Raw genomic sequence first — 24,539 nt, 5'->3', positions numbered from 1 at the left:
ATTCTTATTGTGTTGGACAACGTGGCGAAGCCACGTTGTGCAACACAATCTATACGTGATCAAGCGAAAGCGTATCAAACAAACGCGGCCTCAAGGCGCAGGTGCCTAGGGGCCGCGTTTGGCGCGTAGGGGGTACGGCTTTCTGTCAGGGCGTGGCGCGGTCGAGCACATACACGGCGTAATCGCAGATGCCGCTGCGGATGGGGTAGTTGCGGCGCACAGCGAAGAATGGCGCCAGCAGCGCGCGGTACTCGGCGTCGGTGCGAATGTAGCCGCCGCGATCGAGCCAGTGCATCAGGTGCCCGGCCACATTCCACGGGCTGGGCGGCGGGATATCCTCCATCACCAGGAGTGTCGCGCCCGGCGTCAGCACGCGGTGCAGCTCGGCCACAGTAGCGCGCACCAGCGCGTCGGGCATGTGGTGAAACACCCCCAGCACCAGCGCCGCGTCGAAGCGGGCTGTGGCCAGGCCAATCGCCGCCCCGCTGGTCACGGCGAAGCGGCCGGGGTAGTGCGCGCCGGCAAAGCGCACATAGTACGCTGCCAGATCCACGCCGGTGTAGTGCGCCGACGGGAAGCAGGGCGCGAACTCGCCAGTGCCGCAGCCGAAGTCGAGAAACTCGCGCTGCCCGGCGTCGCGCCAGGGATCGAGCTCGCGCGCGATTGCCGCTTTTTCGCCGCGAAAACCGTTCTCCACAATGCGGCGCAGCACATTCCAGGTCTGCGGGTTCTCCGACACGCGGTCGAGCACGTCTTCAAGCATAGAGCACCATCATAGTCAGGCGGGGCGCTGGGCGCGCAGAATAATCGACAGTCCGATCGGGAAGCCGCCGCCGCGCGCAAGCCAGGCTGCTTCGGTGGCGAGCGGCCAGCTGAGCGCCTGGTTGACCAGCGGCCTGGGCAGCACGAGGTCGGAGCTGCCATGCTCGAAGACCGGCAGCGCGCGCTCGAGCAGCCGCTGCGCCAGCGGCAGCGGAAACAGCAGCGAGTTGATGTACGAGCAGCGTTCGACCACCAGCCCGCCAGCTTCGAGCAGCGCGCGCGCTTCGGCGCTGGTGTAGCGCCGGCGCGTATGCACGGCCCGATCGTGGTTGCCGCGCAGAAACTCGTAGGCTGGCAGGCGTATGAGCAAGCGCCCGCCGGGCTTCAGCACCCGGCAGGTTTCGCTCAGGGCCTGCTGTTCGTCGGGCACGCCGCGGTGGTACAGCACGTCGAACGACGTCACCAGATCGAAGCTGGCGTCGGCGAAGGGCAGGTCGAGCACCGACGCGCGCGAGAGCGCCCCTGGCAGGCGCCGCAGGCCGAGCGTCAACGCGGTCGCGGCGATATCGATGCCGACGACGCTGCCATAGCGCGTGAGAAAGCGCGCGTTGCCGCCGGTGCCGCAGCCGGCGTCGAGAATGCGCAAATTCGGCTGGTTGGCGTAGACGTCGTCGAGCAGCGCGGCCACAATTGCGCGCATCCCCCGGTACCACCAGTGGCGGTCTTCGACCGCCGCCATCACTTCATACTCAACTTGTTCCATAGCTCGTGCGTTGCACCGGCCGGTATTTGCCGGCCGGGCGCTAGGCAGTGTACCAGAAGGCGTGGGCATCGGCAAATAGCGCGGCCGGCTCCGATTGACGAACCGCGCCGGGGCGCATACACTACAGAATATACCTGTTCTTGGCAGATGGCGGTTACGATGATGCTTCGATATCAGCGCAAATTGCGCGCATACAGGGGTAGCGATGAAATTATCACCGGAAAAAGTCGAGCAGCTTGCGGCGGCGCTGATCGATCAGCTCGCCGAGATCGACGGCGTGCTGTTTAAGGGCGATGACAGCCAGCTGCGGCTGGCAGCCCAGCAGATCATCGCCGACGAGCTTATGGTCGAAGAGCGCCTCGACGCCGAGATCCACAAGATGCTGCAGGCGTTTAAGTACGAGATCACCATGGGCCGTATGAGCTACGACGAGCTTTTCAAGAAAACCAAGCAGCGCCTGATCCGCGATCGGAAGCTCACGATGTGATGCTAGCCTCGCGCGACGCCTGGCTTGCAACGAGGAGTGCGAGGGGCTATGCCCTTCGCGCACCTCGACCCAAAAAAAGCAATTTCGGGGGCGGCAAAGCCACCCCCGAACCCTGCGCTGAGAATGTGCCGGCGTGATAACCCGATCAGCGCTCGCGCCCAGGCACCACGCCACGCCGCCGCATTAGCATAATCAGCGCGTGATCGCGCCAGAACAGCATCCAGCGCACCAGGAAATACACCGCTCGGTACAGCCGCCCGCGCCGCACGAAATCGTAATCGACCAGCGCCACGTGCGGGTCGGCGCCGCCTACCAGCATCAAGTTATGCGAGCGCAGCAGGTTGCGCCGCACCAGGAAGCTCCACAGGCGGTGTGGCAGCCGGGCCAACGCCCGATCGCGCGCGCGCTCGGCGGCGCTGGCGCTCGAGCGGCCATACAGATCGGGCATGCCGCCGGTGCTGCGGTAGAACGCCAGCGAGCGCCGGATGATCTCGCGCAGCTCGACGGCGATGATGTCGCGCTCGCTCGCGCTCAGCGCCTGGTAATCCAGCCCGAACAGCGTTTGTGCGTCGTGCAGGAATGGCTGGAGCACCAGCACCTGCGCCTTCCCGGCACTGTCGCGCGCAACGACATAGTAGCTAGGGATGGTGTGGCGCTTGCCCAGGCATTCGGCGTAGCGCTCGGCTGCGGCGCGCATCGCCTGGGCATGCGCCACGGCGCTGGCGGGCGTGCCGCCCAGATCGCTCTTCAGCTTCACCACGAATTGCTGATCGTCGGTACGATACACCTCGGTTTCGTTGCCGCCCGCGATACGCGCCAGCTCGAGGTCGCGATCGATCGGGGCGAACACTTCGTCGGCATATGTGATCATTCCGCCGCATTCCCTCGCTGCTTCAACTTGATACTGTGTAGTAGACGCGCCGCAGCGCCGGCAGGTTGCGCTTCAGCGCGCGGCAAGCCGGGCGTACAGCGCTTCGTGCTGCGCCGCAATCGCCTCCCATCCGAACTGCTGGGCCAGTGCCTGTGCGCCGCTTGCCAGCCGCTGGCGCTGGCGTGCATCGGCGGCGAGCATAGCGATCGCCTGGGCCAGCGCTGCCGGGCGCTCGGGCGGCACCAGCAGCACATTCGCGCCGTCGGCCAGCGGCGCTGGGGCCGCGCCTGCCGGCAGCGTAGTAATCGTCGGCAGGCCGTGCGCCAGCGCGGCCAGCAGGCTGCCACGCCGGAACGACGCTCCGTCGCTGTACGGCAGCGCGGCTATGTCGGCGGCCAGCAGGTGCGCCGACACTTCGGCGGCCGGGCAGTGGCCGGTGATAAGCACGCGCGCGCCGAGTCCAAGCGCGTCGATCTGCCGCTGTATGGTCGTGGCGTACGCGCGATCTTCTGGCGCGCTGGCCGCGCCGCCCACCACCAGCAGCCGCAAGGCGCCGGGCAGTATCGCCAGCGCGTCGAGCAGCGTGCCGAGCCCTTTGGTGCGCGAGATCAGCCCGAAATAGGCCACAAGAGTCTGCTCTTCCGGTACGCCAAGCCTGGCGCGCCAGGCCGCGCGGTCGAAGCCTGCAGGTGGAGCCACCGCGATGTTGCTGCCGATCGGGATGATCTCGGGCGGCGCGCCACGGCCGAGCAGCCGCGCGGCACCGGCCGCGTCGTCGCCGTTGGTTGCTACCACGGCATCCGCATCGGCCAGCAGGCGGCGTGTAACCCAGGCGCGCACCGGGCCGGCTTTGGGGAACAGGTATGGCTCCAGCAGGTCGTGCGCCGTCACGGCGATGCGCGGGCGTGCGGCCATGCGACGCAGCCGCCAGGGCAGCAGGTTGATCGCCGGGTGCATGGCGTACGCGCCGGTCTGGTATTGGATATGCAGCACATCGGGCCTGGTGGCGGCGAGCGCCGCAAGTACGGCGGCGTGGCTGCGCCAGCCCCAGCCGGATTGTGGCCTATGGAATACGGCCTGCACGCCGCTCAGGGGTACGGCGCGAAACGTACCGCCGGCGATGCTGAGGACGACGACGCAGTGCCCACGGCTCACGAGCGCCAGCCCAAGCCGCTGGGTGTAATCGCCGATCCCGCCGGGGTCGGGCGGGTATTCGCCGCTCAGAAGCGCGATCTGCATAGCGGGCCAGTTTAGAACGCGCGCCCGAGCAGCCGTTGCGTAATCGCGCGGATCTCGGCCACCGGGGCGCTGTCCGGCAGGCTACCGAGCGCGCTCAGCGCCTGGCGATGGTAGTGCGCCGCCACATCCTCAGTGTACTCTCGCGAGCCGGCCTGGCCGAGAATATCGAGAATCTGGCGAGCCGCAGCGTCGCCGACCTCGGGCTGGCCGTACAGCTGCGCCAGCTGGCCGCGCGCCTCGGCGGCGCCCAGCGCGTGGATGACGGGCAGGCTGAGCTTGCGGCGGTAGATATCGGCGGCGAAGGGCTTGCCAGTGACCTCCGGGTCGCCCCAGATGCCCAGCACGTCGTCTTGCACCTGAAAGGCCAGCCCCAGGTTCTGGCCGTAGTCGAACATCGCGCGGGCGGCGCTGGCGCTGGCCCCGCCCACCAGCGCGCCAAGCCCGGCGGCCGCGGCGATCAGCGCGGCGGTTTTGCGGCTGATCATCGCCAGGTAGTCGGCCTCGCTGATCGCCAGATTTCCCTCGAAGCGCAGATCGAGGAACTGGCCTTCGCAGATCGTCAGGATCGTCTGGTCGAAGCGCTTGAGCACCTCGAGCACCAGCTCGGCGGGCAGGCCGGCCGCGCTCAGCCGGTGCAGCGCCAGGTGTGCCACGGTGAACATGCCATCGCCGGTATTAATGCCCTGCGCCAGGCCCCACAGCTTCCACACGGTCGGGCGGCCGCGGCGCGTGTCGCTGTTGTCCTCGATATCGTCGTGGATCAGCGAGAAGTCGTGGATCAGCTGGATGGCGGCTGCGAGCGGCAGCGCCTGGCGTGCGTCGCCGCCGGCAGCCTGGCAAGCCAGCAGCGTCAGGTAGGGGCGCAGCAGCTTGCCGGGGTCGACATTCGCCGGCGCCAGCGTTTCGTCGCGCCAGCCGAGCTGGTATTGCTGCATGGCGTAGAACTCGGCGACGCGCGCTTCGGCCTCGGGAAATGCTGCGCGCATTTCCGCCTGGATCAGTGTTCGAATATCGGCTTGTGACATCGTTTATTCCATTACTATTATTAATAGTAAAACGACATAGAAATTATTCAATTGAATAATTACGCGCGCAATAGTATGACAAATGCTTGTAATCTTCTAGTAATCTTATGTAACCCGCTAGTAATCAAAGATGCTTGTCGATCGCCAAGCAAACTAATACACTACATACGCGGGCCGCAAATAAACTTGCACTACACTCGAGTAAAGCCACAACGGCCCACGTTATCAACAGTGCAAATCGGCGGACACGCCATTTGAAAGGAGCTCCTCCTATGCCGCTCAACATGCGCTTTCGTTTCAGCCCGACAAAGGACGGCCTTGTCAAAGTGCTGGGTCCGCTCGAGACCGATATCATGCAGATCATCTGGCAGGATGAGCGCAGCACCGTGAAGAAGGTTCACCGCAAACTCTCGCAGCAGCGCGACATCGCCTACACCACGGTGATGACGACCATGAGCCGCCTGGCCGAGAAGGGCGTGCTGAACCGCCACCGCGAGGGCCTGGCGTATGTCTACACCCCGGCGATCACCGAGGACGATTTCGTGACGATGGTCGTTCAGCAGGTGCTCGATGGCCTGCTGGACGACTACAGCGAGACCGCGATCGATTACATGGTCGATTACCTTGCCCGCCGCAACCCGAGCGAGCTGCGCCGGCTTCAGAAAGCGCTGCAGGCCCGCGTCGCCGCTTGAAGAGACCCCGACCCCGAATGACACGACGACAAGATGACAGTTTTTCTCTCCTGGACTGTCATCTTGTCACCCAGTGATCGCGTCATTGCCCACCAGATCGCCCCATAGGTCGTATTCCAGCGCCTGTGTTACTCGCACCCTTGCGAAGCTGCCTACTGGCGCGCTACCCCAAGCAAACACTTGCCCATCGACCTCAGGCGCGTCGCGGAACGAGCGCCCAACAATCAGCGGCTTGCCGTTTTCCGAAGCGCCCTGCCCTTCCACCAGCACCTTGAGCGTACGGCCTTGCCAGCGCAGGTTGCGCGCCAGCGACACGCGCTGCTGAAGCTGCATAACCTCGTGCCAGCGCCGCTCGATCACGCGATCGCGCACCTGGCCAGGCAGCGTCGCGGCAGGCGTGCCGGGCTCTTGCGAGTAGCGAAACACGCCGACGCGGTCGAGCTGCACGTCTTCGAGAAACGCCAGCAGCGCCGCGAACTCTTCGCGCGTCTCGCCGGGGAAGCCGACAATAAAGGTCGAGCGCAGGGCGATATCGGGCATGGCCGCGCGCAGGTCGCGGATAATGCCGCGTGTGCGGTCGGTGTCGGGCGGGCGGCGCATGCGGCGCAGCGTGGCGGGGTCGGCGTGCTGGAGCGGCATATCGAGGTAGGCGCAGATCTGCGGGCGCGCGGCCATGGTGGCGATCAGCCGCTCGGAGATGCCGTGCGGGTAGGCGTACATCAGCCGCAGCCAGGTATCGGCCGGCAGCACCTGGCACAGCTCGTCGAGCAGCGTCGCCAGGCCGTCTTTCAGCCCGAGGTCGCGGCCATAGTCGGTGAGGTGCTGTGCCACCAGCACAAGCTCTTTCACACCCTGAGCGGCCAGCTCCTGGGCTTCGCCGAGGATCGCGCCAAGCGCCTTGGAGCGCATATCGCCCTTGAACGACGGGATGGTGCAGAACGCGCAGCGCAGGTTGCAGCCGTCGGAGATCTTCAGGTAGGCCGACGGGCCTTCGGCGTGGCGGCGGATCGGCGCGGTGCGCCAGTCGGCGTAGGCGCCCGGCACGGCCAGGTCGGGCGATAGGCCGAGCGGGATCTCGGCGGTGGCGGATGCCGGGGCTGGTGTAGGTAGCGCGCTCGGCGCGGCCGCGCCTGCCGTGAGCGGAATGACCTCGGCCCATCCGTGGCCGCTGCCGTTTGCCGGGCGGCTGCCCTGCGTATTTGCCGGCTGGTTTTCGACGAGGTCGCCAATCTTCATCCACTCGCGGGTGCTGAGGATGGCGTCGACGCCGGGGACGGCCCCCACGAGTGAGCCGTGGCTCTCGGCCATGCAGCCGGCGGCGATCAGGCGCTGGCCCGCAGACTTGCCGGCGGCCATATCGCGCAGCACGCCGAGCGTCTCGTCGCGCGCGGCGGCGATAAAGCTGCATGTATTGACGATCAGCACATCGGCCTCGGCCGGCGCGGCCACCGCAGTATGGCCTTGGGCCGCCAGAATGCCGCCCATGCCCTCGCTGTCAACGGCGTTTTTGGGGCAGCCCAGGGTGATAATATGGTATTTCATAACTCCGGGGAGCCAGGGGCTAGGAGCCAGGGCTTTCTGATGCCTGGCGGCTAGCTCTTAGCGGTAATTCGTAAACTGCAGCGCCACAGAAAATTCGTCCTGGCGCTCTTTCACAAGCTTGATCACACTCTGCAGCTCGTCGCGGCTTTTGCTGCTGATGCGCAGCGCGTCGCCCTGGATGCGCGGCTGCACCTTCGGGAAGCTATCGCGGATGAGCTTTTGCAGCTTCTTGACGACATCGTCGGGGATGCCCTGCTGGAGCGTAGCCACCTGGCGCACGCGCATCCCGCCGATCTCTTCGGCGGCGCCCCACTTGAAGATCTTCAGCGAGAGATTGCGGCGCAGCGCTTTGGTTTCAAGAATATCGCGCACGGCGTCGACGTGGATCTCGGAGCCGGCGGTGATCGACAAGTCCTTGTCGTTCAGCACGATCTCGGCCTTGCTGTCTTTCAAGTCGTAGCGCGTGCGCACTTCGCGCTGGGTCTGGTCGACGGCGTTCACCAGCTCTTGCCGGTCGAACTCCGAGACGATATCGAAGGTGCTTTCTGCAGCCATTGCGGGCCTCGTGAGTTGTAGGGGCGGCGCCATCGGCGCGCCGGCGTCTGCAAGCGTTTGTGTCGGCCGGGCCGTACCCCGCGCCAAAGCCGGGCGCTAGTATAGCACACAGCACAAAAGCCTACCCACGGCGGGGTAGGCCAGGGGCGCGGGCGATGGCGGCGATCAGCGCGGCGGCCAGCTAAACGTGATCACGTCGCCGGGGTTGGCGGTGCAACACTGGCGCTGGCCGTTCACCACCACCGACACCACCGAGGCGTTGCCGGCGCGCACCCAGAAATCGCGCTGGGCCTTGAATTGCGGCAGCGACTGGCCGGCGCCCAGCACCTTGCGAAAGACCGTCTGGCCGTCGACCTTGATCTCGAGCCACGACCCGGCGTTCGTGCCAGGGTCGACGCTCACCTCGGCCACGATCGGCGCGTCGGGCTCGGCGGGCGTGGCGGTAGGCGCGGCGCCAAGCGGCACGCCGCCGGCCGCGCTATTGCTCAGATCGGGCGTTGGCGCGAGCGCCAGCTCGGGCGCGCTGGTGGGGCGCGGCGCCGATGTCGGCAGCGGCGGCGGCGTTGGCGCCTGGGTTGGCGCGGCGGCCACCTGCCCCTGCGTGCTCTGGCCGACGAAGTTGAGCGTGCTGAGCATCAGGTAGCTGGCGCCGATCAGCACCAGCACCACAAAGAACACGCCAAAAAAGCTCGGCACCATCAGGTTGCGCACGCGCGGCGCCGATGTGACCGGCACGACGCGGATAGGCTCGCTGATGCCGCGCTCGCGGCGATACAGGTCGATCAGCTCTTCGGCCGGTATGCTGAGGTATTCGGCATAGTTGCGGATGAACCCGCGCGCGTAGACATCGCCTGGGAGATGCTGGAAGTCGCCATCTTCGAGGGCTACAATGTAGCGTTGCAGAATGCGAGTTTCGATGGCGGCCTGCGATATGCTGATACCCTGACTTTCGCGGGCTTCGCGTAACCGCTCGCCAAGCTGACTCATGACCATGCTCTCTTCGTGGACCTTGCACTGCGCCTGGAACTGCCTGGTTCAGGCGACGCCGATTATACCACAAAAGGTGATGTATGCGGCTGACGCCAGGATGACTCCATTAACACAATTTTTACCGCATAAGGCGTGCCATGATACCGCTTTACAGGCAGCTCCTACAAGCTGTCGGCCTCGGCGATCTGGTAGTCGTAGCCTTGCTCGGCCAGAAACAGCTGGCGATTGTGCGCGAAGTCGATTTCGCGCGTGTCGCGGCTCACCAGGGTGTAGAAGTAGGCCGCGCGCCCGCCAGGCTTGGGCCGCAGCACGCGCCCGAGGCGCTGGGCCTCTTCCTGGCGCGATCCAAACGTGCCCGACACCTGAATCAGCAGCTCGGCGTCGGGCAGGTCGAGCGCGAAGTTGCCGACTTTGGAGATCACCAGCGCGGGCAGCTCGCCGCGCCGAAACGCCTCGAACAGCTGGTCGCGCGCGGGCTGCGGCATGCTGCCGCTGACGAGCGGGGCGCCTAAGCTGGTGGCAACTGCGCGCAGCTGCGCCAGGTACTGGCCGATCACCAGGGTGGGCGCGCCGGGGTGCCGGCGCATGATCGTGTGCAGCAGCGCCAGCTTGCGCGGGTTCTCGGCGGCGATGCGGTACATGTCGCGCGGCTCGGCGGTGGCGTAGGCCAGGCGCTCGGCGTCGGGCAGGGCCACGCGCACCTCGACGCAGGTGGCCGGGGCGATCCAGCCGCGCCGCTCGAGCTCGCGCCAGGGCAGCTCGTACTTCTTGGGGCCGATCAGCGAGAATACGTCGGCCTCGCGCCCGTCTTCGCGCACCAGCGTGGCGGTGAGCCCGAGCCGGCGGCGCGCCTGGATGGCAGCGGTTGCGCGAAATACCGGCGCGGGCAGCGCGTGCACCTCGTCGTAGATCACCAGGCCCCACGCGCGCGCGTCGAACAGCCGCAGGTGCGGGAAGCCTGCGCCGCCGCCCGGCCGGTACGTCAGCATCTGGTAGGTCGCGATCGTGATCGGCGCAATGCCCTTGTGCGCGCCGGTGTACTCGGCGACCTGCTCGGGGCGCGCGTCGGTGCGCGCCAGGATCTCGCGGCGCCACTGGTTCACCGAGGTGCGGTTGGTCGTGAGCACCAGCGTCGACTGGCCGACCAGCGCGATTGCCACCAGGCCGACGAGCGTTTTGCCGGCGCCGGGAGGCAGCACGACCACGCCCGACCCGCCGCGCGCGGTGCCGGCCTCGTAGAATGCGGCGGCGGCGGCGCGCTGGTAGTCGCGCACCTGCGTGGTCTGCTCGCGCAGCCCGATCGCGAATGCCTCGCCCTCGGCGTAGCCGGCCAGATCTTCCACCGGCCAGCCTAGCGCCGCGAGCGCCTGCTTGAGCGGCCCGCGAGCGGCAGGCGCCACCGCCAGTGGTTCGCCGGGCGAGCCGCCGGGCGCCAGCAGCTGCGTGATGCTCGGGTCGGTCAGCAGCGCCTCGAGCAGCGCCGGGCTGTCGGCCGTGAGCCAGAGCGCTTCGGGGTGGCCTACCAGCTGCAGGCGGCCCCAGCGCCCGGCGAGCTCGCGCAGCTCGGCGGCAAGCTCGGGCGGCAGCGGGTTGCGCGCGAACGACGCGATCCGCGCGACAATCGTGTCGGCGGCGAGCCCGGCGGCGGCGGCGCTCCAGAGCGAGAGCGGCGTGACGCGGTAGGTGTGCATAGCCGCCGGGCTTTTCTCGAGCTCGGCGAAGGGCGCAATCGCCGCGCGCGCCTCGGCGGCGCGGGGGTGCCGGGTATCGAGCAGCAGCGTGCGGTCGGCCTGGACGATAAGCGGGTTCGTGGGGTCGTAGGCGATCATGGCGCTATTGTACCACTGCGCGCCGCGCTGGCGCTGCCGCAAACCCGGCTGCCTGGTTGATACCAAATTTGCTTGATTACGTACACTTTGGTGGGGGTTTGGGGGCGGCGAAGCCGCCTCCAAATTTCTTATTGTGTTGCACGACGTGGCGTCACGCCGCAACACAATCTATACATGATCAAACGAACAGCGTATGAAAGCGCGCCGTGCCGGCCGCAGCCTTGTGTGCGTATGCCCCAGGGCCAACCAGCAGCTGGCTGCGCGCCCTGAGGCATGCGCCACCGGCGCTGCCCGCGCGCCGGCCTTCATTCTCCCAAAGCCGTCGGCATCCTGGCGCCAGATTTGGCGACATCCGATCGATCGGGTACACTATAGCCCGCGCCGGCTCTGACAGAAAGGGTACCGCTATGTCGCGTTCACGCCGCTTTGCCGTGCTCGACGAGCGCGAGATCAATCGCGAAACGTTTGTCGAGCCGTGGCCCGAGGCCGGGCTGGTGGTGGCCGACAGCCCGCACGACCCGGCGCCCAGCCTGCGGATCGAGGGCGGCCGCGTGGCCGAGCTCGACGGCCGGGCGCGCGCCGATTTCGACGTGCTCGACCGCTTTATCGCCGACCACGCGCTCGACTTAGCGGTGGCTGAGGAGGCGCTGGCGACGCCGTCGATCGAGATCGCGCGCATGCTCGCCGACATCAACGTGCCGCGCCAGGCGGTGCTGCGGCTGGCGCTTGGCTGCACCCCCGCCAAGCTGGTCGAGATCATCCGGCCCATGAGCGTGCTCGAGATGATGGTGGGCCTCGCCAAGATGCGCGTGCGCCGCGCCCCCGCCAACCAGGCCCACGTGACCAACAAGCGCGAGCACCCGGCGCTGCTGGCCGCCGACGCCGCCGAGGCCGCGCTGCGCGGCTTCGCCGAGGTCGAGACGACCGTGGGCGTGGCGCGCTTCGCGCCGTTCAACGCGCTGGCGATCCTGGTGGGCGTGCAGACCGGGCGCGGCGGCGTGCTGACCCAGTGCTCGGTCGAGGAGTCGCTCGGGCTGCGGCTGGCGATGAAGGGCCTCACCAGCTACGCCGAGACGCTCTCGGTGTATGGCACCGAGCGCACGTTTGTCGATGGCGACGACACGCCGTGGTCGAAGGCGTTTCTGGCCTCGGCCTACGCATCGCGCGGCGTAAAAGTGCGCTTCACCTCGGGCACCGGCTCCGAGGCGCTGATGGGCCATGCCGAAGGGCGCTCGATGCTGTACCTCGAGGCGCGCTGCCTGCTGGTGACGCGCGGGGCGGGCAGCCAGGGCGTGCAGAACGGCTCGATCTCGTGCATCGCGCTGCCTGAGTCGCTGCCGGGCGGCGTGCGCGCGGTGCTGGCCGAAAACTTGCTGGCGGCCATGCTCGGGCTCGAGGTGGCCTCGGGCAACGACGCGCTGGCCTCGCACTCGGCCATCCGCAAGACGGCCAAGCTCATGCTGCAGTTCATCCCCGGCACCGATTTCATCTTCTCGGGCTACAGCGCCATCCCCAAGCGCGACAATCTGTTCGGCGGCGGGAACTTCGACGCCGAGGACTTCGACGACTACAATGTGCTGCAGCGCGACATGCAGATCGACGGCGGCACGCGCTCGATCACCGAGGACGAGGCGCTGGCCATCCGCCGCGCCGGCGCCCGCGCCATCCAGGCGGTCTACGACGAGCTGGGCTTCCCGCCGATCGGCGACGCCGAGGTCGAGGCCGCAGTGCTGGCCCACGCCAGCGAAGACATGCCGCCGCGCGACGTGGTTGCCGACCTCGCCGCCGCCGACCGGTTTCTGGCCGGCGACGGGAATGTGCTGGCCGTGGTGGCGGCGCTGCGGCGCCGTGGCTTCGAGCAAACGGCCGCAAACATCCTCGAGATGGGCCGCCAGCGCGTGGCCGGCGACTACCTGCAGCCGGCGGCGCTATTCGACCGCGATTTCCGGGTGCAGAGCGCGATCAATGCGCCGAACGACTACCGCGGCCCCGGCACCGGCTACCGCGTCGACGAGGCGCGCTGGGCCGAGATGCAGCGGATTCGCCAGCAGCGCTCGCCGCGCGACTTCATTGCCGAGCAGATTGGCCGGCCGCTGGCGCAGCTGGCCCCGCTCGGGCCGGCGCGCCCCGGCACCGGCCGCGAGGTGATCGTCGCGGTTGGGCCGGCGTTTGGCACCGCGCTCACCCGCACGATCGGCGGGCTGGCCCACGAAGACGTGCTGGCGGCGATACTGACGGGCGTGGCGCGCGAGGGCCTGGTGGCGCGCGTGGTCAAGGTACACCATAGCTCCGACTGCGCCGCGATCGGCCATATCGGCGCGCAGCTCAGCGGCTCGGGCATCGCGATCGGGCTGCAGTCGCGCGGCACCACGGTGATCCACAAGCGCGGCCTGGCGCGCCTGAACAACCTTGAGCTGTTCCCGCAGTCGCCCAGCCTCACGCTGGCTTCGTACGAACAGATCGGGCGCAATGCCGCGCGCTACGCCAAAGGCGAGCAGCCCACCCCGGTGCCGGTGCAGGTCGACAACTGGGCCCGGCTGCGGCTGATCGTCAAGACCGCGCTGCTGCACCGCCGCGAGACCGAGCAGGTGCGCGACCAGCTGCCCGACGAGCTGATGTTTGACTGGGAGCCGGACATGTGATGACAAGGCTAAAAGAATGCTGCCTCAGATTTGCAGCCTGGTGGCTCATGCCCTGGGGCACGGAAACAGGCGCGTTGCTGCCCTGAGGCATGCGCGCTTGAGATTGCTCGCCGGCACAGCGCTCGTTTAGCCGGAGGGGTTTCAGGGGAACCCGCAGGGTTCCTCTAATCGGGGGGCCGGGGGCGCAGCGCCCCGGAAAGAATAGTGCCACCTTGATCGGAGAACAAGATGACCGACCCTAAGCCAGCATACCCGCTTATGAACCACGCCGCCGACGAGCTGCGGGCGAGCAGCGGGCGCCGCCTGGCCGACGTAACGCTCGACGCGGCGGCGGGCGGCGAGCTCGCCATCGCCGACCTGCAGATCGACGCGGCTACGCTGCGCGCCCAGGCCGAGGTGGCCCGCGCCGCCGGCTACAGCCAGCTGGCCGCCAACCTCACGCGCGCCGCCGAGCTGACGGCGGTGCCAAACGCCGAAGTGCTGCGCATGTACGACATGCTGCGCCCTGGAAGGGCCAGCGCCGCCGAGCTGGCGCAGCTCGCCGATACGCTCGAGCGCGAGTATGCGGCGCCCACATGCGCCGCGCTGGTGCGCGAGGCCGCCGAAGTCTACCAGCAGCGCCGCCTGGCCCGCCGCCAATAATGCACCGCAAAGCCAGCGAGGCCAGGGCGGCGCGAGCATCTGCGCCCACGCGTGCCCCGGCTCTCTGCGGCAGCTCAACAGCATGACAAAACTCTTTACAGCCGGCTACCAGGGCCACAGCATCGAAACGTTCCTCGACCTGCTGGCGGGCCACGGCGTCGCCCACGTGATCGACGTGCGCCAGCTGCCGTTCAGCCGCAAGCCCGATTTCAGCAAGAAGCGCCTGGCCGCGCACCTGGCCGCCGCCTCGATCGGCTATACGCACCTTGTGGCGCTGGGAACCCCCAAGCCGCTGCGCGACGAAGTGCGCCGCAGCCACGATTTTCCGGCGTTCTTCGCAGCCATGGACGCGCTGGTCGCCGCCCAGCCCGAGGCGCTCGCCGAGGCCCTGGCAATCGCCCGCGCCCAGCCCTCGGCGCTGCTGTGCTTCGAGGCCAACCCGCACGAGTGCCACCGCCTCTCGGTCGCCAGCGCGCTCGAGCGGATCGCCGGCGCCGCGCTCGAAGTCGTTCACCTCTGAATACAGAAAGACAGGCCGCATGCAATCCCCGGATCTGCCCGAGCTGAACGAAGCTCGCCCGCTTGTTTCGCCCCGGCGCGACCCCTACTCGGCGCTGCGGTTTCGCGATTTTCGGCTGCTGATTAGCGGAACATTTCTGGCTGTGGTTGGCGAGCAGATGCTGAACGTGGCGATCGGCTGGGAGCTGTACGAGCGCACCCGCTCGGCGTTTCTGCTCGGCCTGGTGGGGCTGGTTCAGGTGGTGCCGGTGCTGCTGCTGGCGCTGCCGGCCGGGCACGTGGCCGACCGATTCGACCGCAAGTGGATCGTGGTAGGCACCACGCTGCTGCTGGCGCTCTCGTCGCTTGGGCTGGCGCTGCTCTCGTACACCAGCGGCTCGCTGGTGCTGATCTACGCTTGCCTGCTGCTGATCGGCGTGGCGCGCTCGTTTCAAAGCCCGGCCACCTCGGCACTGCTGGCCCAGGTGGTGCCGTCCGAGCACTTCACCAACGCGGCTACCTGGGAGAGCAGCGCCTGGCAGGCCTCGGCGATCATCGGGCCGGCGCTCGGCGGCTTTATCATCGCAGCGCAGCAGAGCGCCACGCTGGTGTACGCGCTTGTCGCGGCGCTGCTGCTGGCGATGGGCCTGATGCTCGGGCTCATCCGGCCGCGCCCGGTGGCCCGCTCGGAAGAAGAGCTGTCGGTCGCGTCGCTGCTGGCCGGCGCGCGCTTCATCTTCGACTCCAAGATCATCCTGGCGTCGATTACGCTCGATATGTTCGCGGTGCTGCTGGGCGGCGCCACCGCGCTGCTGCCGGTCTTCGCGCGCGATATTCTGCAGGTGGGCGCGGCCGGCCTCGGCTGGCTGCGCGCCGCTCCGGCACTCGGCGCGGTGCTGGCCGCGGTGGTGATCGCCTACCTGCCGCCGTTCACGCGCGCCGGCCGCACGCTGCTGCTGGTGGTGGCCGGCTTCGGCCTTGCGACGATCGTGTTTGGCCTGTCGCGCTCGTTCGCGCTGTCGCTGGCGATGCTCGGGCTGCTGGGCGCGCTCGACAATATCAGCGTGGTGATCCGCAGCACGCTGCTGCTCACGCGTACGCCCGACGCCATGCGCGGGCGCGTGAACGCGGTGCACTACGTTTTTATTGGCATCTCGAACGAGCTTGGCGCGTTCGAGTCCGGGCTCGCGGCCGCGCTGTTCGGCACGGTTGGCGCGGTGGTGGGCGGCGGCATCGGCACGATCCTGGTGGTTGGCCTCGTGGCTCTGGTGTGGCCCGAGGTGCGCCGCCTCGGTCGCCTCAATCCCGACGAGTCGTAACATGGCGTCAGGCAGGAGGCAAGGCGATGCGCCCTGTGTCTCCTGCCCCGTGGCTTCTGTAGCTTAGCCGCCTAGAATCGCCGCAGCTTGCGCCGCGTGCGCACCATCGGCCTGCACCAGCAGCAGCGCCGCGCCCTCGTTCAGGCGCGCCACCGCGCCGTGTGCTTCATTGTCGGCCAGGCCCGCCGCCACCAAGTCGCGCAGCAGGTCGTCGGCGTGCTTGTGTGGCGCGAAGCTGCCTACGTGGTCGCGCTCGGCGCCGTGGGCGTGGTCGCTGCTGTCGCCAAAGCCACCCACGTGGTCGCGCTCGGCGCCGTGGGCGTGGTCGCCGCTGTCGCCGAAGCCGCCTACGTGGTCGCGCTCGGCGCCGTGGGCGTGGTCGCCGCTGTCGCCAAAGCCGCCCACGTGGTCGCGCTCGGCTTCCGGCAGCGTCACGATCTGGATCGCGCGGCGCTTGATCCCCGCCGCCACTAGCTTGGCCATCGCCTGATCGGCCATGCGCTCGTTCTCGTACAGTGCGAACAGAGGGTGGTTCATCGCAGCCTTCCTTGTCGTTTCAAGCGCACAACATACGCAATTCGTGATGTGCCCCTCGCAGGCAGCACAAACCGTCTGGTCTCCGCATTTTCGTAATCGAAGCGCGAAAACTGCAGAAACTAGCTTTGATTGTGCTCGTTGCGTATATTGTGCCGATTAATGGTAGCTGCGATCTAGTCTCGGGAGAAACGCTGGCGTTACAGCTTTCGAGCGGCAGTTTAGCGCCCCCAGGCTACGCCTGAGTCGGCGTCGAGGTGCATGTCGTGGGTGATCTGGCGCGGCTCGCCGGCCTTGAGGGTGCCTGGCGCGTCGGCCTGCAGGCCGGCAACCCACAGGTCGAAGCTCGTGCTGCCGCCCGGCACGGCCAGAAACGCCAGCGCGCTGCCGTCGGGCGCGAACGCCGGGGCGCGCGCGCTGCCAAGGTGGGTGATCTGCGTGGCTGTGCCGCCGTCCGCCGGCATCACGAAGATGTCGGTTCCCGCGCCGGCGCGCGCGGCGAACGCCAGCCAGCGGCCATCGGCCGAGAACGCCGGGTCGTAGCTCTGCTGCAGCGCGCCTGGCAGCGGCTCAGCCCGGTCGGTGGCGATATGGTAGCGATACAGGCTCGGCGGATCCTCGCCGACCGGGGCTAGCGCGAACACAATCGATGCGCCGTCGGGCGTGTAGGCCGGGCGCCCCACCTGGGCCTCGGCGTTGCCATATGCCTGCGCCGCCCGCCGGCCGGCCGTTGGCACGGTATACAGCGACATACGATACTCGGCGGCGGGCGAGCCGCCTGGTGGGCCAAACTGCGAGGCGAAAGCCAGCGTTGTGGCGTCGGGCGACCACGCCGGGTAGAATGCCCAGCGGCTCTGGTAGATCCGATCGTAGCTGTACACCGATGGGTCGGGGGTGTTGCTCGTGATCTGCTCCGGCACGGCGTCGAGCGCGCGCAGCAGCATAATATCGCTGCCGCTCACGGCGCGCCGCACAAATGCAACCTGCGCCGCATCCGGCGACCAAGCTGGCTGAAACGCGTCGCCGCTATGCGTCAGCTGGCGGCCGCTTGCGCCCTGCCACAGCCACAGGTTGCCATTCTGCACCAGCAGCAGCCGCCCCGGCAGATCGGCGCCGGGCGCGGCCACGGTTGGCGCCGGCTCGGCTGCGTTTGTCGAGCCTGGCGGCGGGATGGCCGCCGGGCGGATCGGCTCAAGCGCTGGCTGAAGCGTGGGCACAGGGGCCGATGCCGCGCTGCAGCTTGCCAGCAGCGCGAGTGCAATCAGCCCGCCGCAGCCGGCCAGGCTCGGCGCGCTGATCCACTCTCGGAGGCGATCGATCAACTGTATCATAATGCGTGTCCGTGGCAGGCCAACGCGGCGCATCGCTAGCGGCGCTCCACCGGCTCGCGCTCGGCGGGCGTGGCGGCTGGCCTGCGGCGGCCGAGCCAGCCCAACAAGCGGCGCCAGGCATAGCGCGGCGGCTGCACTTCGGGCCGCACCAGGTCTTCCGGCAGCGTCGGCGGCAGCAGCGCCAGCAGCGCCCCCGGCACCGCCCGAAAGGTCATCGGCGTCTGGCCGATATGGTCGCCGTCTACCTGCACCGGCAGCGGCCGGCGCGCGCTGATCTTCACCTCGCGCGCGCGGTGGTACTCGAGCTTGGAGTCGAGGTTGTAGCGCTGCGTCAGGATTGAGAGCAGCCGGAATGGCGCGCTCAAGAGCGTGCTGCCCTTGATGATACACAGGTCGAGCAGCCCGTCGTCGATGCTGGCGCGCGCCGTCACTTTCACGACACCGCCATACAGCTGGCTGTTACCCAGCACCAGCATCAGCACGCGGCTGCGAATGGTTTTGCCGTCGATGGTGATCCGTGTCGAGGTGCCGCGGAAGCGCGTGGCCAGGTTGACGGCCCGCAGCAGGTAGGCGAAGATGCCCAGCCGGCGCTTTTCGTGCGCGCGTACCTCCGCCGTCACGGCCGCGTCGAAGCCTACGCCGCACATCAGCAGAAAGTAGCGATCGCCGGCTTGCCCCAGGTCGATCGCGTGTGGCTGGCACGCCAGCAGCGCCTCGGCGGCGGCGCGCGGCTGCAGCGGCAACCCCAGCTCGCGCACCCACACATTCACGGTGCCAACCGGCAAGGCCCCCAGCGCCGTGCGCGTGCCGGCCAGCCCATTCACCACCTCGTTCACCGTGCCGTCGCCGCCAGCCGCAATCACGATGTCGTAGCCCTGCGCGGCAGCCTCGCGCGCGATCCGCGTGCCGTCGCCCGGCGCGCGCGTCGGCTCAATATCGACCATCCAGCCGTGCTCGCGCCACAGGTCGCGCGCCACGAAGATGTCGTGCTCGAGGCTGCCGGCCTGGCCGGCGTTCGGGTTAAAGATGATCAGCGCTCGTGTGGGGTCGTTGGTGGTGTTCTGCATGCCGCAGAGTATACCATACCGGCGCAGCCGCGCTTGGCGCGCAGCGCTAGATCAAGCGCCACGCCCGCCCGTCGCGCTCGATCAGCGCGTCGGCCGAGTCGGGGCCCCACGTGCCGCTCCAGTATGGCGCTGGCTTGGGCGCGTGCCCGGCCTCCCAGCCCTCGATCACCGGCGTGATCAGCGCCCACGCCGCCTCCACCTCGTCGCGCCGGATGAACAGCGTCGCGTCGCCCAGGATCGCGTCGAGCAGCAGCCGCTCGTAGGCCTCGGGCGACTCCTTGCCGAAGCCGCTTCCGTAGTCGAATCCTAGCTCCACCGGCTGCAGCCGCAGCGACGACCCCGGCGGCTTCAGGCCGATGCGCATGGCGATGCCCTCGTTTGGCTGGATGCGCAGGATCAGCACATTTGGCTCGGTCGCGCCGGCTGGGCCGCTGTGTCCGGCGTGGCTGCCGTGCCCGAACAGCATCAGCGGCGGCTGCTTGAACTGGATCATGATCTCGGTCAGCCGCTGCGGCAGCGCCTTGCCGGTGCGCAGGTAGAACGGCACGCCCGACCAACGCCAGTTGTCGATCGCCAGCTTCATGGCTACAAACGTCTCAGTGCTCGATCCATGCACCACGCCCGGCTCGTTGCGGTACTCGGTGTACTGGCCGCGCGCGGTATACTGCCCGGTCTCCTCTGGCGCGATCGGGCGGATCGCCTGCAGCGCTTTCACTTTCTCGTTGCGCACGGCGTCGGCGGTGAACGCGGCCGGCGGCTCCATGGCCGTGAGCGCCAGCACCTGCAGCATATGGTTCTGCACCATGTCGCGGATGGCTCCGGCCGTGTCGTAGTAGCCGCCGCGCCCGGCCACGCCAATCTGCTCGGCCACCAGGATCTGCACGTGGTCGATGTAGCGCCGGTTCCACAGCGGCTCGAAGATGCTGTTGCCCAGCCGGAATGTCAGGATGTTCTGCACCGTCTCTTTGCCGAGGTAATGGTCGATCCGGTACACCTGGCTTTCGTCGAACACGCCCAGCACGTGCGTGTTCAGCGCCTGCGCGCTCGCCAGGTCGCGCCCAAACGGCTTCTCAATAATGATCCGCGTCCAGCCGGCGGTCGCGCGCTGGCTTGGCGGTGGGCCGTTCAACCCGGCCGCTCCCAGGTGCGTCACGATCCGCGGGTAGGCGTCGGGCGGCGTGGCCAGGTAGAACAGCCGGTTGCCCTGGCCCGGCGCCACCCCGCGCTCGGCGTCGATCCGATCGAGAAGCGCGCGCAGCCCGTCGTAGCCGGCTGCGTCGTCGAATGACGCGGTGTGGTAGTGGATCGAGCTGGCGAAGCTGGCCCACTCGGCCTCGTCGATCGGCTGCGTGCGCGAGTGCGCCGCCACGCCCTCGTGCATCTCGGCCCGGAACTGCTCGTCGCTCTTCTCGCGCCGCGCAAACCCCACCAGCGCGAACCCATCGGGCAGCAGGCCGTCGTGCCGCAGGTTGTAGAGCGCCGGCACGAGCTTGCGCTGTGTCAGGTCGCCCGAGGCGCCAAAGATGACAACGGTACAGGGCGCGGCGGTTCGTGCCGGCTGGGCAGAGGTGGGCGAGGGCATCGCGCTTTTCCTTTCTACACGGTGCGGCTGAGTTTTGAGCTCGAGCGACTCAACGCTCAAAACTCAGCATTCAAAACAGCGTACTACGCGCGCTTCACGGCGTGGCCGCCAAAGCCCCGGCGCATCGCCGCCAGCACTTTGGCCGCGAACGATTCGGGCTGGCGCGAGTGGAAGCGCTCGAACAGCGAGAGCGTGATCACCGGCGCCGGCACGTCTAGCTCCATCGCGGCGTGGATTGTCCAGCGCCCCTCGCCGCTGTCGTCGACATAGCCCTTCAGGCTCGTCAGGTCTGGGTCTTCACTCAGCGCCGCCTCGGTTAGCTCAAGCAGCCACGAGCGCACCACGCTGCCATAGCGCCACGCCGAGGCGATCGCGTGCAGATCCAGGCCGAACTCCTTTTTCGCGCGCATGATCTCGAAGCCCTCGGCGTAGGCCTGCATCATGCCGTACTCGATGCCGTTATGCACCATCTTCACGAAGTGGCCGCTGCCCACCGGCCCGCAGTGCACATAGCCGTCGGTCGGCGCCAGCGTGAGAAACGCCGGCTCCAGCCGCTTCACCAGCTCGTTCTCGCCGCCCACCATGATGCAGAAGCCGTTCTCGAGCCCCCACACCCCGCCCGAGGTGCCCTGGTCGATGTAGTTCAGGCCATGCTCCTGCAGCATCGCCGCGCGGCGGATGTCGTCCTTGTACATGGTGTTGCCGCCGTCGACGATCGTGTCGCCTGGCGATAGCAGCGGGATGAGCGTCTGGATCATCTGCTCGGTGACGTCGCCGGCCGGCAACATCACCCAGATCGCGCGCGGTGCGGCGAGCTTGCTCACCAGCTCTTCGATGCTATAGGCCGGGTCGGCGCCCTTGGATGCGAGCTCGTCGATCGGGCCGTGGCTGCGGTTGTGCGCCACCACGCGATGCCCGCCGCGCAGCCAGCGCTCGGCCATGCCCGCGCCCATGCGGCCTAGCCCGGTGATACCAATCTCCATGATGCAGCTCCTTTTCGCTTGCTATTCGCGGATGCTCGGCATTATAACCCTGCTTCGCGGTTAGCGCGGGCCACGGCCTCGCCATGATCTGCGATCTGCCTGCCTTCGGCGGATGCCCGCGCGGCCTGCGATTGAGTAGTCGCGGTTTGCCCTCCGGCGTTACACACTCGACAAAGCTTGCGCCTCGGTGTACCATTTGCCCATCGCGCGTTTGGTTGCTATACAGCGTCTCAGTCGTCTATCTCTCAGCTGGTGCCGCGGATAGAGCGAGCAGATACCGGCTGTTCAATCTACGCCAATGTTGTGTGCTAGGAGGAATCTATGTTGCTGGCAGGTGATATCGGCGGCACCAAAACCGTTCTGGCGATCTATGCGGCCGATCAGCGCGCGCCGCTGGCCGAGCAAACGTTCCCCAGCGGCAGCTACGCCAGCCTCGAGGCGCTGGTGCGCGCTTTCCTCGCGGCCCAGCCGCATCCCGTCGAGTATGCCAGCTTTGGCGTCGCTGGCCCGGTCGTCGCTGGCCGCGCCGAGGTCACCAACTTGCCCTGGAAAATGAGCGAGCCGGGTCTGAAAGCCGAGCTTGGCCTGCGCGATGTCAAGCTGCTGAACGATCTCGAGTCGATCGCCTATGCCGTTCCGCGCCTCGAGGCCGCCGATCTCCACACGATCAACCCCGGCGAGCCTGTCCCCGGCGGCGCCATCGCGGTGATCGCGCCGGGCACCGGCCTCGGCGAGGCGTTTCTCACCAGCGATGGCGGGCGCTACCGCGCGCACCCCTCCGAGGGCGGGCACGCCTCGTTCGCCCCCAACGACGAGATGCAGCTCGACTTGCTGCTCTACCTGCACCGGCGCATTGGCCACGTCAGCTGCGAGCGCGTCTGCTCCGGCCTCGGCATCCCGAACATCTATGCCTTTCTCAAAGCTCACGGCCACGTCGAGCCCGAGTGGCTCGCCGAGCGCCTCGCCGCCTCCGCCGACCCCACTCCCGTGATCGTCACCGCCGGGCTCGACACCGCGCGGCCCTGCGCGATCTGCGTCGCAACACTGCGCCTGTTCGTCTCGATCCTCGGCGCCGAGGCCGGCAACCTGGCGCTCAAGGTTCTGTCTACCGGCGGCCTCTACATCGGCGGCGGCATACCGCCGCGCATTCTGCCGGTGCTCCAGCAGCAGGATTTTATGGACGCATTTCTCAACAAGGGTCGCTTCACCGAGATGCTCGAGCGCATGCCAGTCAATATCATCCTCAATCCCAAGGCCGCCCTGCTTGGCGCCGCCGCGTATGGCCTGGCCGCCTGGGGCTAGAAAGGTTGCTATGCCGAATACCGAATTTCCCGATCTCGGCGATCACCTCGAGATCGATCAAAGCGCCTTCGTCTCGCCGTATGCCTACGTTCACGGCACCGTCTGCATCGGCGCTTGCTCCAGCGTCTGGCCCATGGTCGTTATCCGTGGCGACAAAGGCCAGATCACGATTGGCCAGCGCACCAATGTGCAGGATGGTAGCGTCCTGCACGCCGACCCCGACGCCTACCTTACAATCGGCGATGGTGTGACGATTGGTCACGGCGCGATCGTGCACGGCTGCACCGTCGCCGATGATGTGCTGATCGGCATGGGCGCGGTCATTCTCAACCACGCCCAGATCGGCGCCGGCTGCCTGATCGCCGCCCGCGCGCTCGTCACCGAAGGCACCGTCGTGCCGCCAAACTCGCTAGTGGTCGGCGTCCCCGGTGTTGTCAAGCACCTGCGCGATGGCCAGCTTGCCCGCATTCGCCGCAACGCCCAAACCTACGTCGATCTTGCTGCGCTGTATCTTGCCAAAGCGCGCGAGCTGGCACAATAACAAACTTGCTCCTAGTTCGCGCGGGTATTGCTGCCGAAAAACGCTGTCGGCGCGCGTAAGCTTGCCTCGTAGAGCAATCAGATACCAACGGTACTTTTTGATCAGCGTATGCGGTTTTTTCGCGCGCAGCGGGGTATGGCCCCTCGCGTACCCCCTTTTCAAACAGGCACTAATAAGCATAAGCAGCCATAGAAGGAGCGAGGCTATGCCGTTTTCAGCCGACAGCCCAATTCTCACCGGCTCCATCCTGGCTACCCCCGAGCAGTGCGCCCGCTTTATGCTTGTCCGCGCCCATGGCGAGTATACCGAGGTCGATATTCGCACCGCGATTGTTCCGGCCTACTTCGCGGTCTGCGCCAGCGTCGGCATGGATCCGGTCATGCTGCTGGCCCAGATGATTCACGAGACTGGCAACCTCACCTCGTGGTGGTCGCAGCGGCCGCGCCGCAATCCGGCTGGCATTGGGGTCACCGGCCGCTCCAATGCCGCTCAGCCTGCCGCCGGGGCGTGGGCTATGCGTGATGGTGTATGGTTCGAAGGGGTTTCGTTCGCAAGTTGGAAAGATGAGTCGGTGCCAGCCCATGCCGGGCGGCTGTTGGCCTATGCGCTCCGCGACGATCAGGCCACTCCCGCTCAGCGCGCGCTGATCGCCCGTGCGCTTGGCTATCGGCCGCTGCCAGCCGGCTTTCGCGGTGTGGCTTCCACCTGGCGCGGCCTGAATGGGCGCTGGGCAGTTCCCGGCACCACCTACGCCGACAAAATCGCCGAGCTTGCCAACGCAATCGTTCGCTGATACCGGCACGCAATCCCAAAAATTGCTCGAATCTTGTAGTGGCCACGTGCCGTCGCCGGTGCAGTGCGAAGCGCATTCTGAAGAGCTCTAGCGCCTTTTCACTGGCCGTTCAAGTACGATTTGACAAGTACGGGGGAGGGTGGTATACTCCGCCACGTTGCGAGTGCGGGTGGCCACCGCCGCACGGCTCGCTTCCGTTGACAACCACGCGCTGCTCGCACTCGCCGCTGCGCCGCTGCTCTTGACAGCCCGCCGCACCTGTGCTATACTGCGCCTCGTTGGTCGCCGTCGTCTCACCGCTTCACCGCGGTAGACCCAACAATCCGGGCTTTGGGCTTCTCCCTCCCTCGCGAACCGCGCCGCTGCCTCCGCAGCGGAGACGTCGCCAGGTGGCTCGCACGCCTCCGCGTCGATGCCCCCTGGTTTTTTGTTCGCCTTCCGTCTCGCCCGCCCGGCTGCACCTTCACAACTGAATCGTGATGATGACCACATCGCGTCCAGCGTCGGCTGGTGGTCCGTCGGAGCTCGCTCCGACCCCTCCAGCCATTCT

23 protein-coding genes and 1 pseudogene are annotated in these 24,539 nt (G+C 67.5%); 10 read left to right on the top strand and 14 right to left on the bottom strand.

Going from position 1 to position 24,539, the window contains the following annotated elements; translation table 11 throughout:
- Nucleotides 1–145 precede the first annotated feature (145 nt).
- Both U0177_RS02980 and U0177_RS02975 read right to left on the bottom strand, forming a co-directional pair.
- On the bottom strand, nucleotides 146–763 hold the full coding sequence (locus tag U0177_RS02980) for a class I SAM-dependent methyltransferase (protein ID WP_409569101.1): 618 nt from the start codon (nucleotides 761–763) through the stop codon (nucleotides 146–148).
- Between the two features lie 15 nt (nucleotides 764–778).
- Nucleotides 779–1,525, bottom strand: a complete 747-nt coding sequence (locus tag U0177_RS02975) for a class I SAM-dependent methyltransferase (RefSeq protein WP_409569100.1) — start codon at nucleotides 1,523–1,525, stop codon at nucleotides 779–781.
- A 205-nt stretch (nucleotides 1,526–1,730) separates the two neighbouring features.
- Between U0177_RS02975 and U0177_RS02970 the strand changes: the two genes are divergently transcribed.
- Entirely contained in the window at nucleotides 1,731–2,012 is a 282-nt protein-coding gene (locus U0177_RS02970) for a DUF507 family protein (RefSeq protein WP_409569099.1), read from the top strand.
- A 145-nt stretch (nucleotides 2,013–2,157) separates the two neighbouring features.
- Here U0177_RS02970 and U0177_RS02965 read toward each other — a convergent pair whose 3' ends face one another.
- The 3 genes from U0177_RS02965 to U0177_RS02955 all read right to left on the bottom strand — a co-directional run bounded on the left by U0177_RS02965 (nucleotide 2,158) and on the right by U0177_RS02955 (nucleotide 5,147).
- Nucleotides 2,158–2,883: a hypothetical protein gene (locus tag U0177_RS02965; protein ID WP_409569098.1), complete on the bottom strand. Its 726-nt coding sequence runs from the start codon at nucleotides 2,881–2,883 to the stop codon at nucleotides 2,158–2,160.
- A 72-nt stretch (nucleotides 2,884–2,955) separates the two neighbouring features.
- Nucleotides 2,956–4,122: a glycosyltransferase family 4 protein gene (locus U0177_RS02960; RefSeq protein ID WP_409569097.1), complete on the bottom strand. Its 1,167-nt coding sequence runs from the start codon at nucleotides 4,120–4,122 to the stop codon at nucleotides 2,956–2,958.
- Between the two features lie 11 nt (nucleotides 4,123–4,133).
- Nucleotides 4,134–5,147, bottom strand: coding sequence for a polyprenyl synthetase family protein (locus U0177_RS02955; RefSeq protein ID WP_409569096.1), 1,014 nt, complete (start codon nucleotides 5,145–5,147; stop codon nucleotides 4,134–4,136).
- Between the two features lie 272 nt (nucleotides 5,148–5,419).
- Here U0177_RS02955 and U0177_RS02950 point away from each other — a divergent pair, with 272 nt between their 5' ends.
- Entirely contained in the window at nucleotides 5,420–5,839 is a 420-nt protein-coding gene (locus tag U0177_RS02950; protein ID WP_409569095.1) for a BlaI/MecI/CopY family transcriptional regulator, read from the top strand.
- Nucleotides 5,840–5,905: 66 nt separating this feature from the next.
- On the opposite strand, the gene rimO is transcribed toward U0177_RS02950, so the two are convergent.
- From rimO to U0177_RS02930, 4 genes are all read right to left on the bottom strand, one after another.
- The gene (rimO, locus tag U0177_RS02945) at nucleotides 5,906–7,381 is read right to left on the bottom strand and encodes a 30S ribosomal protein S12 methylthiotransferase RimO (protein ID WP_409569094.1); all 1,476 of its coding nucleotides are present in this window, start codon (nucleotides 7,379–7,381) and stop codon (nucleotides 5,906–5,908) included.
- Between the two features lie 57 nt (nucleotides 7,382–7,438).
- Nucleotides 7,439–7,936 carry a YajQ family cyclic di-GMP-binding protein gene (locus U0177_RS02940; protein WP_409569093.1) on the bottom strand — a complete coding sequence of 166 codons (498 nt, stop codon included), beginning with the start codon at nucleotides 7,934–7,936 and terminating at the stop codon, nucleotides 7,439–7,441.
- A 165-nt stretch (nucleotides 7,937–8,101) separates the two neighbouring features.
- On the bottom strand, nucleotides 8,102–8,923 hold the full coding sequence (locus U0177_RS02935; protein ID WP_409569092.1) for a helix-turn-helix domain-containing protein: 822 nt from the start codon (nucleotides 8,921–8,923) through the stop codon (nucleotides 8,102–8,104).
- 164 nt (nucleotides 8,924–9,087) lie between these two features.
- Nucleotides 9,088–10,797, bottom strand: a complete 1,710-nt coding sequence (locus U0177_RS02930) for a DNA repair helicase XPB (protein ID WP_409569091.1) — start codon at nucleotides 10,795–10,797, stop codon at nucleotides 9,088–9,090.
- A gap of 365 nt (nucleotides 10,798–11,162) precedes the next feature.
- Here U0177_RS02930 and U0177_RS02925 point away from each other — a divergent pair.
- The 5 genes and pseudogenes from U0177_RS02925 to U0177_RS02905 all read left to right on the top strand — a co-directional run.
- Nucleotides 11,163–12,815, top strand: a pseudogene (locus U0177_RS02925) (propanediol/glycerol family dehydratase large subunit); the annotation flags it as partial.
- An 84-nt stretch (nucleotides 12,816–12,899) separates the two neighbouring features.
- Entirely contained in the window at nucleotides 12,900–13,397 is a 498-nt protein-coding gene (locus U0177_RS02920) for a glycerol dehydratase reactivase beta/small subunit family protein (RefSeq protein ID WP_409569451.1), read from the top strand.
- Between the two features lie 228 nt (nucleotides 13,398–13,625).
- Nucleotides 13,626–14,039, top strand: a complete 414-nt coding sequence (locus tag U0177_RS02915; RefSeq protein WP_409569090.1) for a diol dehydratase small subunit — start codon at nucleotides 13,626–13,628, stop codon at nucleotides 14,037–14,039.
- A gap of 82 nt (nucleotides 14,040–14,121) precedes the next feature.
- Nucleotides 14,122–14,559 (top strand): DUF488 family protein, encoded by a 438-nt coding sequence (locus tag U0177_RS02910; protein WP_409569089.1) that lies wholly within the window; start codon nucleotides 14,122–14,124, stop codon nucleotides 14,557–14,559.
- A gap of 19 nt (nucleotides 14,560–14,578) precedes the next feature.
- Nucleotides 14,579–15,856, top strand: coding sequence for an MFS transporter (locus U0177_RS02905; protein WP_409569088.1), 1,278 nt, complete (start codon nucleotides 14,579–14,581; stop codon nucleotides 15,854–15,856).
- A 63-nt stretch (nucleotides 15,857–15,919) separates the two neighbouring features.
- Here U0177_RS02905 and U0177_RS02900 read toward each other — a convergent pair whose 3' ends face one another.
- The 5 genes from U0177_RS02900 to gnd all read right to left on the bottom strand — a co-directional run bounded on the left by U0177_RS02900 (nucleotide 15,920) and on the right by gnd (nucleotide 21,353).
- Nucleotides 15,920–16,393 carry a hypothetical protein gene (locus tag U0177_RS02900; protein WP_409569087.1) on the bottom strand — a complete coding sequence of 158 codons (474 nt, stop codon included), beginning with the start codon at nucleotides 16,391–16,393 and terminating at the stop codon, nucleotides 15,920–15,922.
- 218 nt (nucleotides 16,394–16,611) lie between these two features.
- Nucleotides 16,612–17,721, bottom strand: coding sequence for a TolB family protein (locus U0177_RS02895; protein ID WP_409569086.1), 1,110 nt, complete (start codon nucleotides 17,719–17,721; stop codon nucleotides 16,612–16,614).
- Between the two features lie 35 nt (nucleotides 17,722–17,756).
- Entirely contained in the window at nucleotides 17,757–18,788 is a 1,032-nt protein-coding gene (locus tag U0177_RS02890) for a diacylglycerol/lipid kinase family protein (RefSeq protein WP_409569085.1), read from the bottom strand.
- Nucleotides 18,789–18,834: 46 nt separating this feature from the next.
- Complete coding sequence (zwf, locus tag U0177_RS02885; RefSeq protein WP_409569084.1) at nucleotides 18,835–20,370, bottom strand: glucose-6-phosphate dehydrogenase; 1,536 nt, start codon at nucleotides 20,368–20,370, stop codon at nucleotides 18,835–18,837.
- An 83-nt stretch (nucleotides 20,371–20,453) separates the two neighbouring features.
- Nucleotides 20,454–21,353, bottom strand: coding sequence for a phosphogluconate dehydrogenase (NAD(+)-dependent, decarboxylating) (gene gnd, locus U0177_RS02880; RefSeq protein WP_409569083.1), 900 nt, complete (start codon nucleotides 21,351–21,353; stop codon nucleotides 20,454–20,456).
- A 321-nt stretch (nucleotides 21,354–21,674) separates the two neighbouring features.
- On the opposite strand from gnd, the gene glk reads away from it, so the two are divergent.
- The 3 genes from glk to U0177_RS02865 all read left to right on the top strand — a co-directional run bounded on the left by glk (nucleotide 21,675) and on the right by U0177_RS02865 (nucleotide 23,989).
- A complete protein-coding gene (gene glk / locus U0177_RS02875) occupies nucleotides 21,675–22,655 on the top strand; it encodes a glucokinase (RefSeq protein ID WP_409569082.1) in 981 nt (326 codons plus the stop codon).
- Between the two features lie 10 nt (nucleotides 22,656–22,665).
- Nucleotides 22,666–23,196, top strand: coding sequence for a gamma carbonic anhydrase family protein (locus U0177_RS02870; protein ID WP_409569081.1), 531 nt, complete (start codon nucleotides 22,666–22,668; stop codon nucleotides 23,194–23,196).
- Between the two features lie 205 nt (nucleotides 23,197–23,401).
- Nucleotides 23,402–23,989, top strand: coding sequence for a glucosaminidase domain-containing protein (locus U0177_RS02865; RefSeq protein ID WP_409569080.1), 588 nt, complete (start codon nucleotides 23,402–23,404; stop codon nucleotides 23,987–23,989).
- Nucleotides 23,990–24,539: the final 550 nt, after the last annotated feature.

Source organism: Kouleothrix sp., from assembly GCF_046328425.1.
GTDB lineage: Bacteria > Chloroflexota > Chloroflexia > Chloroflexales > Roseiflexaceae > Kouleothrix.
This window is presented reverse-complemented; position numbering and strand designations above follow the sequence as displayed.

Bases quoted from the DNA above. Each gene is read 5' to 3' on its own strand.
- U0177_RS02980 (WP_409569101.1), bottom strand. From the start codon at position 763: ATGCTTGAAGACGTGCTCGACCGCGTGTCGGAGAACCCGCAGACCTGG.
- U0177_RS02975 (WP_409569100.1), bottom strand. From the start codon at position 1,525: ATGGAACAAGTTGAGTATGAAGTGATGGCGGCGGTCGAAGACCGCCAC.
- U0177_RS02970 (WP_409569099.1), top strand. From the start codon at position 1,731: ATGAAATTATCACCGGAAAAAGTCGAGCAGCTTGCGGCGGCGCTGATC.
- U0177_RS02965 (WP_409569098.1), bottom strand. From the start codon at position 2,883: ATGATCACATATGCCGACGAAGTGTTCGCCCCGATCGATCGCGACCTC.
- U0177_RS02960 (WP_409569097.1), bottom strand. From the start codon at position 4,122: ATGCAGATCGCGCTTCTGAGCGGCGAATACCCGCCCGACCCCGGCGGG.
- U0177_RS02955 (WP_409569096.1), bottom strand. From the start codon at position 5,147: ATGTCACAAGCCGATATTCGAACACTGATCCAGGCGGAAATGCGCGCA.
- U0177_RS02950 (WP_409569095.1), top strand. From the start codon at position 5,420: ATGCCGCTCAACATGCGCTTTCGTTTCAGCCCGACAAAGGACGGCCTT.
- rimO (WP_409569094.1), bottom strand. From the start codon at position 7,381: ATGAAATACCATATTATCACCCTGGGCTGCCCCAAAAACGCCGTTGAC.
- U0177_RS02940 (WP_409569093.1), bottom strand. From the start codon at position 7,936: ATGGCTGCAGAAAGCACCTTCGATATCGTCTCGGAGTTCGACCGGCAA.
- U0177_RS02935 (WP_409569092.1), bottom strand. From the start codon at position 8,923: ATGAGTCAGCTTGGCGAGCGGTTACGCGAAGCCCGCGAAAGTCAGGGT.
- U0177_RS02915 (WP_409569090.1), top strand. From the start codon at position 13,626: ATGACCGACCCTAAGCCAGCATACCCGCTTATGAACCACGCCGCCGAC.
- U0177_RS02910 (WP_409569089.1), top strand. From the start codon at position 14,122: ATGACAAAACTCTTTACAGCCGGCTACCAGGGCCACAGCATCGAAACG.
- U0177_RS02905 (WP_409569088.1), top strand. From the start codon at position 14,579: ATGCAATCCCCGGATCTGCCCGAGCTGAACGAAGCTCGCCCGCTTGTT.
- U0177_RS02900 (WP_409569087.1), bottom strand. From the start codon at position 16,393: ATGAACCACCCTCTGTTCGCACTGTACGAGAACGAGCGCATGGCCGAT.
- U0177_RS02895 (WP_409569086.1), bottom strand. From the start codon at position 17,721: ATGATACAGTTGATCGATCGCCTCCGAGAGTGGATCAGCGCGCCGAGC.
- U0177_RS02890 (WP_409569085.1), bottom strand. From the start codon at position 18,788: ATGCAGAACACCACCAACGACCCCACACGAGCGCTGATCATCTTTAAC.
- zwf (WP_409569084.1), bottom strand. From the start codon at position 20,370: ATGCCCTCGCCCACCTCTGCCCAGCCGGCACGAACCGCCGCGCCCTGT.
- gnd (WP_409569083.1), bottom strand. From the start codon at position 21,353: ATGGAGATTGGTATCACCGGGCTAGGCCGCATGGGCGCGGGCATGGCC.
- glk (WP_409569082.1), top strand. From the start codon at position 21,675: ATGTTGCTGGCAGGTGATATCGGCGGCACCAAAACCGTTCTGGCGATC.
- U0177_RS02870 (WP_409569081.1), top strand. From the start codon at position 22,666: ATGCCGAATACCGAATTTCCCGATCTCGGCGATCACCTCGAGATCGAT.
- U0177_RS02865 (WP_409569080.1), top strand. From the start codon at position 23,402: ATGCCGTTTTCAGCCGACAGCCCAATTCTCACCGGCTCCATCCTGGCT.